Genomic DNA, 13,160 nt, shown 5'->3' on the forward strand with positions numbered 1-13,160 from the left:
ACCCCCACGGGCGTGGGGAAGACCTTCATCCAGAAAAATATTTAGAGGTGTATGAAGAAACACCCCCACGGGCGTGGGGAAGACCCCTGCTACTGATGCAAAATGGGATGGTGGGCAGAAACACCCCCACGGGCGTGGGGAAGACCAGGATCAGATATGCCGTTCCAAGATAACGGTAGAAACACCCCCACGGGCGTGGGGAAGACTGTTGTTGTCACCATTACCGTTCCCCTATCACAGAAACACCCCCACGGGCGTGGGGAAGACTGATTATAAAGCGGTTTACGCTATCAGTAATCAGAAACACCCCCACGGGCGTGGGGAAGACTTTTGAGGATTTACTGGGCTATATCATAAAATAGAAACACCCCCACGGGCGTGGGGAAGACCTTTATTTACTGGAACAATAGAGATATTATCTAGAAACACCCCCACGGGCGTGGGGAAGACCGTTCTTCGATACTACCCGTGCCGCCTCGCTGAGAAACACCCCCACGGGCGTGGGGAAGACAGGCATTAGAGAATGACAAACATTGAGAACAGGGAAACACCCCCACGGGCGTGGGGAAGACGCTATTCATAGGAATCGCCCTGTTATGAGCGCAGAAACACCCCCACGGGCGTGGGGAAGACGCACTCCCGAAACTGAAAAGCTTTTTTATTTAAGAAACACCCCCACGGGCGTGGGGAAGACCTCTCACCAGTTTCTTCTAAAACTGCACATGGAGAAACACCCCCACGGGCGTGGGGAAGACATGCGCTGCATCTTGACCAACACCGCAAGCGCAGAAACACCCCCACGGGCGTGGGGAAGACTGCCTTAAAATCAACGTCAATAACATCAATCTGGAAACACCCCCACGGGCGTGGGGAAGACCTATTAAAACGGCGCGGCGGCATTGGGTATCAGGAAACACCCCCACGGGCGTGGGGAAGACAAACTAAGCGTTGCCATTCCTAATAATGAAAATAGAAACACCCCCACGGGCGTGGGGAAGACTTGCAGGTCATTAGCTGTTTGCTCAGTTAGTGAGAAACACCCCCACGGGCGTGGGGAAGACCGCTTTAGCTGGCTGTGCATCAGAATCCCGATGGAAACACCCCCACGGGCGTGGGGAAGACGTGTTAAATTCCGCGCCCCCTTGTCCGGCCTTGGAAACACCCCCACGGGCGTGGGGAAGACACCAAAAATGTTGATCCCGTCATTGGTCTGATAGAAACACCCCCACGGGCGTGGGGAAGACGAAGCGTGTTTGAGGCAAAGATGTTGCGTAATAGAAACACCCCCACGGGCGTGGGGAAGACGCTGTAATACGTCTTCACATACTCATTTTGCTGGAAACACCCCCACGGGCGTGGGGAAGACTGGCTGAATGGGTACGCGAAAAACTGCATATAAGAAACACCCCCACGGGCGTGGGGAAGACTACTCACTATTCAAACAGGAGATTGTGGTGAAAGAAACACCCCCACGGGCGTGGGGAAGACCTGCTGTCTGAAAGCGGCAAAGTTGCGTATCGAGAAACACCCCCACGGGCGTGGGGAAGACTCATATATAGCAGATATTCTGGGACACATGGAAGAAACACCCCCACGGGCGTGGGGAAGACTTTTTATCCAGCGTCAATGTCAGCATAATAAAAGAAACACCCCCACGGGCGTGGGGAAGACTCGCGCTGGTGCTGGCCGTAAACCTTTACCGGAGAAACACCCCCACGGGCGTGGGGAAGACTTGTGCGCTTTGATTATCTTGTTGAGCTATAGCGAAACACCCCCACGGGCGTGGGGAAGACGAGGGTGTGATCTGTAACACCGCTTGCGGGTGTGAAACACCCCCACGGGCGTGGGGAAGACGAACCAATATACAACGTCCTGCCGCCAATTTTAGAAACACCCCCACGGGCGTGGGGAAGACCCGCTTCTGCAATACATGAGTTCCGCTTTTCTGGAAACACCCCCACGGGCGTGGGGAAGACACCGTTTCTGTGTAGTTGGTAAAGCAATATCAGGAAACACCCCCACGGGCGTGGGGAAGACCGCTTTAGCTGGCTGTGCATCCGACCAAACTTGGAAACACCCCCACGGGCGTGGGGAAGACTCGATTTTGAAGGGGACGAAAAAATTACAGTCGGAAACACCCCCACGGGCGTGGGGAAGACCGGTTTTTCATTCCCCGGGGATTTTTCCCCGGAGAAACACCCCCACGGGCGTGGGGAAGACCTACTGTAGGCCTTATGAGCGCGAGCAGGTTTGGAAACACCCCCACGGGCGTGGGGAAGACGCCGCCGTTTCGTTTCCTGTCGTGTGAACCACGGAAACACCCCCACGGGCGTGGGGAAGACTTTAGCCAACTGGATTTACAAGTTTTATCAGAAGAAACACCCCCACGGGCGTGGGGAAGACCGTGCTTGCAGACGGCACAGCGGTAGCGCACATGAAACACCCCCACGGGCGTGGGGAAGACTCCACTTTGGTGGCGGTTGCACTGCACACACTGGAAACACCCCCACGGGCGTGGGGAAGACCACCACCACACGCCCTACATTTTCGGTTACTCAGAAACACCCCCACGGGCGTGGGGAAGACAACTCCTGTATCTGTTGCAACAAACTGAGACAAGAAACACCCCCACGGGCGTGGGGAAGACGACTAATAACATCAGTTCGACAGGCTTTTTTGGGAAACACCCCCACGGGCGTGGGGAAGACTTTAGTGTTGAAGCACTTTACCGGCTCGCTTGGGAAACACCCCCACGGGCGTGGGGAAGACCAGCACGTACTAAATTTTGGTGCAAGCGTACCGGAAACACCCCCACGGGCGTGGGGAAGACTCCCAGAATATCTGCTATATATGATTGCCCTGAGAAACACCCCCACGGGCGTGGGGAAGACTCACCCAGTTCTTGAGCCGTTGCACTGTGGTGAGAAACACCCCCACGGGCGTGGGGAAGACATGCTTGCCGTGCCTTTTTTCGGGAATTACAAGGAAACACCCCCACGGGCGTGGGGAAGACCCCGCCGATCATGCTCGACCGTTTCCGGCAGGGGAAACACCCCCACGGGCGTGGGGAAGACTTTTGAGAAAGTTATGGCAGATAATGTAGAAGAGAAACACCCCCACGGGCGTGGGGAAGACCTAATTACGAGCAGTACGGCTATGCGACATACAGAAACACCCCCACGGGCGTGGGGAAGACGTATCCCGGCTTCATTATTTTGCTTTGAGAAAGGAAACACCCCCACGGGCGTGGGGAAGACGCAATCCAGATTGAAGCCGATGGGATTTACACAGAAACACCCCCACGGGCGTGGGGAAGACTGCCTCGGAATCCTTCTGGTATGCTGTAGTCAAGAAACACCCCCACGGGCGTGGGGAAGACGGATTTACTGAAACGGTACGCAGTCCACCAACGGAAACACCCCCACGGGCGTGGGGAAGACTAGCTTCGCATTGGGTATGCTCCAAAATGCCTAGAAACACCCCCACGGGCGTGGGGAAGACTTTGCCGCTTTATTTGGCCTCATTTGCAACTCAGAAACACCCCCACGGGCGTGGGGAAGACTTGCGGGTTGCGAGGTCTACTGAGAAAGAAGAAGAAACACCCCCACGGGCGTGGGGAAGACTACCTAATATCAAACCAATGACGGGATCAACAGGAAACACCCCCACGGGCGTGGGGAAGACAGATTGCAGGAGGTGAGGTACTACAGGAAACGAGAAACACCCCCACGGGCGTGGGGAAGACCTATTGCTAATATCAATATAGCAACAAATGAAGGAAACACCCCCACGGGCGTGGGGAAGACTTGTCGGAAAATACCTGAAGAAGGGTAGCCAAGGAAACACCCCCACGGGCGTGGGGAAGACTTTTTAACATGATTTTTCCTTATGCTGGTGCGAGAAACACCCCCACGGGCGTGGGGAAGACTCATTCGTCAAATATGCTAATGCACTATCATGAGAAACACCCCCACGGGCGTGGGGAAGACATTTTGACGCTGTAAATGGTCTCCCTGCTAAGGGAAACACCCCCACGGGCGTGGGGAAGACTCCTACATTACCGGTAAAATCCATTGTCATATAGAAACACCCCCACGGGCGTGGGGAAGACGAAGATGCTCGACTTCACCTGCTGCGCTCATTAGAAACACCCCCACGGGCGTGGGGAAGACTTGTCCCTATTCCTACATTCCCGGTAAAATCCAGAAACACCCCCACGGGCGTGGGGAAGACCAGCGAAAAGCGCAGTTATCATGTGGCGTTTGGGAAACACCCCCACGGGCGTGGGGAAGACCATGATCTCATGAACCGTTTCAGCGTTATCCAAGAAACACCCCCACGGGCGTGGGGAAGACTTCAATGGAATTTGAGCGCCGTGATTTTACAGAGAAACACCCCCACGGGCGTGGGGAAGACCCGTTATCCAATTCCTCATCGGTCTGTGGACGGGAAACACCCCCACGGGCGTGGGGAAGACTGCGATAGTGATAAATCTTTTATGCTGCAAGGAGAAACACCCCCACGGGCGTGGGGAAGACTACCATGACGAAACCCACAAGCATTAAGCCGGGGAAACACCCCCACGGGCGTGGGGAAGACTATGTGGATGGGTTCAGGACGTATTGTGTCTTGGAAACACCCCCACGGGCGTGGGGAAGACCCCATTACACCCACAGAAATCATCACAACCGTAGAAACACCCCCACGGGCGTGGGGAAGACCAGATAAATATTTTGCAGCTATCATCCAGGCTAGAAACACCCCCACGGGCGTGGGGAAGACATACCGTTACTACTCCCGTTTGATGAAATCGACAGAAACACCCCCACGGGCGTGGGGAAGACCTGTCCAGAAAAAATAACACTGTATTCACCGGAGAAACACCCCCACGGGCGTGGGGAAGACCAGTCAGGGATCATCACCGCAGGTCTCAGTGTAGAAACACCCCCACGGGCGTGGGGAAGACGTATAGGAAATATATTACACACTGTCAAGGGAAGAAACACCCCCACGGGCGTGGGGAAGACTCATAAGACACGCTACCGCTACCAATCACCACAGAAACACCCCCACGGGCGTGGGGAAGACCCCTGTTCTATCTGCAATTTGGGATTTGCGGTGGAAACACCCCCACGGGCGTGGGGAAGACATAGCCAAAAACTTTACAACCATTTCACGCTCAGAAACACCCCCACGGGCGTGGGGAAGACCCAAGACCGGCACAGAATACAAGCCTAAAAGCAGAAACACCCCCACGGGCGTGGGGAAGACTTATCGGATAAAGGGGAAGCCGTGCTGGATGCAGAAACACCCCCACGGGCGTGGGGAAGACTTTGCTGGGCCGCATTTACTACACATCACATGGGAAACACCCCCACGGGCGTGGGGAAGACTGTGTCCTTGGCAGTGCCGCTGGTCTTTACATAGAAACACCCCCACGGGCGTGGGGAAGACAAAAGCGCACGGACTCAACTACAGTCTGATAAAGAAACACCCCCACGGGCGTGGGGAAGACTGAATGCCATGGGTATGGGTAGCGAGCAGGACAGAAACACCCCCACGGGCGTGGGGAAGACGAAATTTCGGCTTTAGCGGTTCGTCTGTTGAAAGAAACACCCCCACGGGCGTGGGGAAGACTAAAGTAAAACGGATAGGGAGCTGATATGAAAAGAAACACCCCCACGGGCGTGGGGAAGACCCACTAACCACGAATGACACTGAAAGCTGAGCAGAAACACCCCCACGGGCGTGGGGAAGACAAATCACTCTCTACTTCTCCCAGCAAGATATTAGAAACACCCCCACGGGCGTGGGGAAGACCAATCTGGATTGCATCATAATCACCTTTTTGGAGAAACACCCCCACGGGCGTGGGGAAGACCGACCGACACGACAATAAGAGCGTACAAGCCCAGAAACACCCCCACGGGCGTGGGGAAGACCTTACGGACTATTCCCGCCTCTTTTATCCGTGAGAAACACCCCCACGGGCGTGGGGAAGACATTAGGTTTATACGTGCGCTCTTTTTTGATAAAGAAACACCCCCACGGGCGTGGGGAAGACTGTTCTACTTCAGCGGCTACAATGCCCTTTCCAGAAACACCCCCACGGGCGTGGGGAAGACTAATGCCCGTGATGTCATGCCCAGGTAAGCCGAGAAACACCCCCACGGGCGTGGGGAAGACTGCCGTTGTTAAATGTCACATCATTTCCCCCTGGGAAACACCCCCACGGGCGTGGGGAAGACCCGCAAAAGTTTTCTTTTTTTGGCTTGCAATGGGAAACACCCCCACGGGCGTGGGGAAGACAGGTTAACGGGCGCGGAATCGAACCGCGCTTTGGAAACACCCCCACGGGCGTGGGGAAGACATCATTGTCATGGCCTTTGTTTTCGTTGCCGTAGAAACACCCCCACGGGCGTGGGGAAGACAATTTGATTAAAAAAGGAAGTTGAAATGAAATAGAAACACCCCCACGGGCGTGGGGAAGACGCGATTGGGGGCGGCTTGCTCATGGTGTGGGGAGAAACACCCCCACGGGCGTGGGGAAGACCAGCTTTATTTTCACTGGCGCTGCTGGCTTGTAGAAACACCCCCACGGGCGTGGGGAAGACCGGGGTAGCGATTGTGATATGCAGGCATTTTGAGAAACACCCCCACGGGCGTGGGGAAGACGACTGGCCCAAAATCGGGCGACCTTTGGTACTAGAAACACCCCCACGGGCGTGGGGAAGACTGCCCACAGCGTTTACAGGTTCGTGATGTGGGGGAAACACCCCCACGGGCGTGGGGAAGACGTATAGCGTGTATTCATTTTTATGCAAGGTTTAGAAACACCCCCACGGGCGTGGGGAAGACTAACCTCTGAGACTCTCGCGCAAATTCCATAAGGAAACACCCCCACGGGCGTGGGGAAGACACTTTATTAAATCAACAGCTTAGCCTTATGATAACAGATTTCCGCCCATCTTTTCCATGACAAGTTGCAGGCCGGAGAGTTCAGTAAGGCGGCGTTTGGTATCACCCAGGGTGTGAATTTCATAACCCGGTGCTTTTGATATGCGTTGGAAAACCATCAGGCCGCTGTCAGCAGGGCAGTATTGAAACAGGTAATCAATGACTTTTTGCGCTGTTGCGTCTTTGACGCCTGATACAAAAATATTAGGGCGCGGTTCAACAAACCAGAGTTTGATTCTGCCACGCACCGCTGGTGGCAAATCGTTTGCAATCATAACCAACATGTTTATACCCGTGTCAATAAAACATCTATATCATCGCCAATTTTTGCCAGTAAATCCATATCAATCACCCGTTTACGAAATTCATTAGCAACTTTGTGGCGATTATATTGCCCTGCCATGTCCAAAGTCAAAGCAAAAGCCAGATCAATGCACAGTGCTTCTTTATAGAGGTCTGCCAGGTCATAAATAAAGGGCAAGGGACTGCCGGAATGAATAAAACCGATATGCGGTGAATAACCCAGACTGTGCACCGCAGAACTGATAATGCCGTATAAAGCTGCATTACTCGCCGTGAGTATCTGATTGGTCAAATCCCCCATTTCAAATTTTCCCGGCGTGTATTTGCGTCCTTTCCAGCCGACATTATAGGTTTTGGCTTTTTCTTCGTATAAGTCTCGCACGCGAGCACCTTCCATGCCCATCATTTCCTGCAACGTTTTGCCTTTTAAATTGGCATCCGGGAAGCGTTTGGTAAACATGCGCCGTGCCACTTCCAGGGATTTTTTCTTATCGCCTGCCAGCCCTATCTGTTTTTTAAGTTGCCGCGTATTGGCGGTGGGGGTTTGTCCTGCGGCATAAAACAACAGGCTGTCTTCCCCCACCCAGCAAACCGAGCAGTTTGCTGCCGCCATAATTTTGATGGCTTCATGGGTTACGGTTGTGCCGGGGCCGAGCAACAGACAGTTAATTGTGGCGATAGGCAGGCGTACCACGTTATTATCGCAGTCTATCCATTTAATTGAGCTGTCATCAATTTCCAGGCGACCCCGTTCCAGATAAATGAACGGGTATTTGTCTTTTATCTTGGGCAGGGTGTCGCGTGTCACTTTGATGATCAGGCGCGTTATATCATTAGCCTCACTCATTATTTCGCTTTTAGTTAATTGTTAAAGAACAAGCTGTCAGGGGATAATGCTTCACAATTCATCATTATGATAGATAAGCGTAACGCGGCGATCCCGGTATTGTTTATATTCCCCGAAGCAAACCGGCACGTCGGTCAGCGTGAATGTTTCATCGCCATCATGCTCACCATCCCATACCTGAAAATCTTCCAGCAACGATTTTTCTTCAGCAATTTTTTTGGCTTCTGCTCTGGCTTGTTGTTCGCTTTCAAAAATGCCGCGATAAATAAAATCTGTGGGAACACAGGATTTTCTGCCCAGATATAAGTCCCAAACCGGATTTTGCAGGGCGTGTTCAAGGGCTGTTGCCTGATTGCCGGGTATTTCCATAATAACGGCAAAACGGGCATCTTGCAGATAATAACGATAAGTGAGTTTTGCGCCGCCACCCACGGCTTTTTTGCCTTCACGAGTTTTTGGAATCAACAGCCTTTGCCACGGGTCTTTGTCATTGTAACCCGAACCTATCATATGAAAATCACGCAGCAAGGGTTCACTATCAATTTTAATCATTTCATTGTTGGCATTTTTTCGGCTGCGCGCATAGGTGATGATGATTTGCGGTAGTTGACTGAATTCCGTGAGGAATTCACGCTGCGCGCCGCCTTTGCCCAAAGCGCAGCATAGCAGACCGAGTATGCCGGATTTAGTGGGAAAATTCAGGGTGTCGCGGCGACCAAATTTGGAATCATGCCCCCAGGATTGCAGGGGCGCTTCCAGCCAGAGGAGTAAATAAGCCTTAGCCATCACTATGCCTCGGCGTGGGTTTTGAGGGCGGCGACCAGATCGTCAATGGAGAAGTTTTCATCTTCGCCAAACTGGTATTGTGCAATTTTGCCAAATAAAGAACCTGATAGTTTTTCTTTTTTGCTCAAATAGCCACTTAAGGCTTCAATACTGGGTTGCAGAAATCCGCCATTTTTGGCCTTAACCGCTGTTTCAAACGGTGCTTGCAGGCGCTGCCCCTTGCGTACCAGTATGTTGGCATATTCCCACGGCGAGGCAGCGGATTGGGTGGTTTGTCTGGCACTTGGCACAGCAACAAACAGGGCTTTGGTGAAGGCTGCAACGGCTTTATCTAAACCCTGTCCATCCAGCGTTTGATACAGTTGCCCTAAATCCAGGCTGATGTAACGATAATAGGTGGCGGCGTTAAATTCCAGGCTGCCCATGTGCGCGGAGCCTGTTTCTTCGTCATCTTGCAGGTCATCTAGTGCGGTAAAGAACTCGACTTCAGAATTGGCTTTATGGGTGGAAATGGCGTGTGCGAATGAGCAGGCGGCTTCGATGTTGAGTTCTGCCGCCTGCGCGACCATGCGCCCGAACAGGGCAATATCCAGGCCGTCAACAGCCGGTTTCAAGACTTTTTTTGCAAGTTTCTGAATTTCCTTGTCTTTAATTTGAGTTGCATCAAATTCACGTTCCAGAGCAAATTGGGCAAAAGCCTGGGCTTCACCATCGGTAAAAAAATGTAGTGTGTCTTTGCTGAAGGCTTTAGCGATGGCTTCGCCACAGGTATTTGCCTGTTCTTCATTTGCGCCCAGAGCAAGGCAGGCTTTCGCTACATAAGCGGTAATGTGCTTGCTGCGTATGGCGAGCTTGATGCCGAAATCCTGCATAGCCAGACGTACCTGCCGTTTCCAGCATTGCGAGCTGACCCGCGCCCGGGGCATACCGCCGACAATGGCAGATTTGGGGCTGCCGACATCATCGCGGTTCAGGCAGCTCACAGGAAAGGATTGCAGAATGTGAAATTCAATAATATGAGATTGGAAAGGATTTGTAGTTGTCATAAAAAATTCCTGATAATAAACGGTATAAAAAGTAATTGTTTTTGAGGGATAACCCCCCTTCTAAGGGGGGGTATCCCTGAGTCATGAAATAGGTACAATCTGTAACAGCCCTGCGCCAAACGCCCGTCCGCGTCCGATGCCTTGTTGGAAGCTTTTGATAAACTGCTCCCGGTCAGTCACCCGGAGCTGGCCTTTTATTGTGGCATAGCCTTGCGTAACCATGTGCCCTTGTTTGTCAAAACGTTTAACGTGATTATTGCTGATTTCAAGATTGTCTGAATTCACCTGAAACCCCCAGGAATCAGGTGCTTTTTTGATAAACCATGCAGCAATGGCTTCCCGCCCTTTAATGGGTACAATTTTACGACTGGCGTTATTACGTTGTGCGGGGTTGATAATCACTTCAAAACGATAATCCGGGTGACTTAAAAAAACCTTGGAAATTTTTTTGCTGTTTAATGCGCCAAATTCCGGGACTATCGGGTTGCGATTTGTCAGTATCAGAATTGTGCGGTGCTTTTCATTACCGCCTTTATCGGCATACAGAATACCGCTGGATGCCCCCTGTTGTTTTTGTTCTGTTGTTCTGATGTCTGCAAACAGGCTGTAAACCACGCGATGCAGGCTGTATTCATCCCTGATTTTCAGTGCTTTGATATCGCTGCGGTCAAGATGTAATGCGCTGGCTATCATGATGCGTCAGCCTCTTTGGTTTCTGATTTGACGTAGCGGTAAAAATCCTGCGCCCAGCGGGCTTTGATGTCTTGGCTGCGCCAATGGAAGCTTAACAATTCATCCAGTAGACGCGCATAATCCAGCGTGCTGTCGCCTTTGGCCTGAATCAGGCTGAACAGGGGGCGCAGAATGCGGCAGACTTCTTCAACGGATTCACAGGCGAGCAAGCGCCGCAGTTTGGCTTTGGCCTGGTCGCTGTCTTTGCCGTCTTCGTAACAGCGGGTAATGGCCTGACCAATACCGTTTGCGCCGTTTTGTTCAATTTTGGCTTTTGCCATGGCTGCGGCGATGGTGGCAAAAGGCAGGCGTTGCCAGGGTTTGTCCAGGTCAATGTTAAACGCGGCAAGTGTATCCCAGCTTTGATATTCGGTATTGGGATTGTCGGCGCGGCGCAGTGTGGCGGCAATACCATTATCTTGCATTTTGTCGATAATAAAACGGGTAAAGGCAAAAGCTTTTCTGTGTGTTGTTTGTTTACTGTCGCTCATATTTGAATCTCTTTGGGTTTTGCGGTGTCTTTCATGTATTTACTTAAATTTGGGTGGTTTTTTGCCCAGGCTTCCAGTTGTCTTGCGGTTTCTTTGGGGCAGTAATCGTTATAGGCTTTGCTGGCGAATGCGGCAAAGGTTTTGCGCAGGCGTTTGGTTTGTTCGCTGTCTTCACAGGCATAAAGCAGGGTTTGAAATTGCCGTTCACAAAGCTGCCAGAATAAATTGCTGGCAAAACCGGCTTGTTTAGCATCATGGATGCCCAAATCTGCAAAGTATTGCCTGCTTGCGCCATAAATGGTTTTTGCTAATTTTTCAATTTCCTTCATTTCCAGTTTAAGCTGCTGATACCAGTTTTCACCCAATTCTTCAGCCGGAATAAAAACCGATGATTCCACAAAATCATCTGAACCGGATGCGTATTGCTCTCCGGCATTGCTGCTCACCCGCAAACCACCCGACCAGATGCCGATGTTTTCCACTGCTGTCTGTTTTCTGGTGCGAAGCAGGCCCATTTGCAACGTGTAGCAGTTAAATTCGCCATTGGCTTCCATAAAACTTAATAATGCGGTTAAAGAGCGCCAGGGTCTGCGCTCGGTATCGGCCCAGATGATTTTTGGGGTTTTAGGTTTAAAATTGACTGCGACACTGGGATCAACCACGCCTGATTTATAATCTGGATGGGCAATCCCTTCGGAATAATGCAGACCATTTTCAGTCAGGAGGCAAAAACGCGATAGCGGCACTAAACGTCCCATCACCGATTCTTGTAATTGCAGGGCTGTAGTACAGTCCTCAGTTTGCGGCATGACTTCCCAGGGTGCAGCGCCCAAGCCCTGCGGGTACAAACCGATTGTTTTAATGTCTTCATGGCTGAGCAGGTTGAACCATAAGGATTGCAGGATGGATTCGCCTGATAAAAAATTATGCAGAAAACCCATAAAACCGATAGAGGTTCCGGCTTTTCCAGACATGCCTTTACCGTTAGGTTTAGTTTTGCCGGTATAAGTTTCCGATAAAACAACCGTGTTATCCGTTTTTTTACCGGCCAGGGCAAAACCCATCAGCGTTAGGATAAGCAGGGCTTTATCGGCATCATCCAGATTTTTTTCTAGTTGAAAGGCATTAACAACGGTGGTGTTGCCGGTAGCGATTTCAGGCAATACCGCGCCTAAGCTTTGTTCGGCGGCCTTTGTGATTTCCGGCATTTGCAAAAACGGTTGGTCGCCATATAAATAAAAATGATCCTGCCATTTTTCCAGATAGGCCAGAGATTTTTCAGCCAGCCCCTGCGCGCCCAAAGCAGCCCAGTCGTCATCATCTTGCGGCGTATAAGCAGCCTGGGCAATTGCCAGTAATAATTTAGTCAGGGCGATTTTTTGTACGGGATTGCCGCCTAATGCGCGATAGGCGGGTTCTGAGAAGAGTTGCCGTAAACTGACCCGTCCGACATCAACCACGGGAATCCAGGGATCGTTGAGTAAAGAAAATTGTTTTTTTATCATTAGTTTTTCCTAATTTTTCTTGACATTGTAGACAAAAATATTTAAATCTAGCAGGGCATCGTAAGATGCAGGGCAACTGATACACCAAAGGGTGTAAAATCATCCGTCTGTGGATGTCCCGGTGTAGTTGTCTGAAAATCCCGCAGTCTGTTCAATAGACGGATAGCGGGTTTTTTTTATACTTATTAAGTCCGGTAGCGTAAGCTTTAGCGCCATGCACCGTATAGAATACCAAAATATTTGATGGCATTATAACTTATTCGCCCTATGCTGTATTCCTGAAATGGCAAACTAAACAACCACCCGCTAAAAGACGGGTGGGTTAGAGCGTTTGGCGGCTGAAAGCCGAGATACAGGGCAGACAAGCCCTGTTGTTTAGCCCCAACGGGGCGCATTAATATAGCCAGGGGTAACACCCCTGGAATTGTATCCGTGTCATTCTCTACCCTGGGGCGCTGCCCCACTACCATTAACTTAAGAAAATATTCAGCCA

Annotated in this window: 8 protein-coding genes and 1 CRISPR repeat array (1 of these 9 running past the window's edge); all 8 genes read right to left on the bottom strand. The window is 51.5% G+C overall.

What is annotated here, in order from left to right:
• Positions 1-6,919: direct repeats of the CRISPR family, unit length 28 nt; unit sequence GAAACACCCCCACGGGCGTGGGGAAGAC (it extends 2,263 nt beyond the left edge of the window).
• Between the two features lie 25 nt (positions 6,920-6,944).
• The gene (gene cas2e, locus QUF61_RS02815) at positions 6,945-7,241 is read right to left on the bottom strand and encodes a type I-E CRISPR-associated endoribonuclease Cas2e (protein ID WP_289680346.1); all 297 of its coding nucleotides are present in this window, start codon (positions 7,239-7,241) and stop codon (positions 6,945-6,947) included.
• Positions 7,242-7,243: 2 nt separating this feature from the next.
• The gene (cas1e, locus tag QUF61_RS02820) at positions 7,244-8,107 is read right to left on the bottom strand and encodes a type I-E CRISPR-associated endonuclease Cas1e (RefSeq protein ID WP_289680347.1); all 864 of its coding nucleotides are present in this window, start codon (positions 8,105-8,107) and stop codon (positions 7,244-7,246) included.
• A gap of 51 nt (positions 8,108-8,158) precedes the next feature.
• Positions 8,159-8,893: a type I-E CRISPR-associated protein Cas5/CasD gene (gene cas5e / locus QUF61_RS02825; protein ID WP_289680348.1), complete on the bottom strand. Its 735-nt coding sequence runs from the start codon at positions 8,891-8,893 to the stop codon at positions 8,159-8,161.
• A gap of 2 nt (positions 8,894-8,895) precedes the next feature.
• Entirely contained in the window at positions 8,896-9,939 is a 1,044-nt protein-coding gene (cas7e, locus tag QUF61_RS02830; protein ID WP_289680349.1) for a type I-E CRISPR-associated protein Cas7/Cse4/CasC, read from the bottom strand.
• 81 nt (positions 9,940-10,020) lie between these two features.
• Positions 10,021-10,632 (bottom strand): type I-E CRISPR-associated protein Cas6/Cse3/CasE, encoded by a 612-nt coding sequence (gene cas6e, locus QUF61_RS02835; RefSeq protein WP_289680350.1) that lies wholly within the window; start codon positions 10,630-10,632, stop codon positions 10,021-10,023.
• Positions 10,629-11,162, bottom strand: a complete 534-nt coding sequence (casB, locus tag QUF61_RS02840; protein ID WP_289680352.1) for a type I-E CRISPR-associated protein Cse2/CasB — start codon at positions 11,160-11,162, stop codon at positions 10,629-10,631. Before casB ends, cas6e begins: the two co-directional genes overlap by 4 nt.
• Complete coding sequence (gene casA, locus QUF61_RS02845; protein WP_289680353.1) at positions 11,159-12,667, bottom strand: type I-E CRISPR-associated protein Cse1/CasA; 1,509 nt, start codon at positions 12,665-12,667, stop codon at positions 11,159-11,161. Before casA ends, casB begins: the two co-directional genes overlap by 4 nt.
• Before the next feature lie 206 nt (positions 12,668-12,873).
• A partial coding sequence (locus QUF61_RS02850; RefSeq protein ID WP_289680355.1) for a hypothetical protein occupies positions 12,874-13,160 on the bottom strand: 287 nt, incomplete at its 5' end.

Origin of the sequence: Candidatus Venteria ishoeyi (assembly GCF_030378065.1) — a bacterium.
GTDB lineage: Bacteria > Pseudomonadota > Gammaproteobacteria > Beggiatoales > Beggiatoaceae > Venteria > Venteria ishoeyi.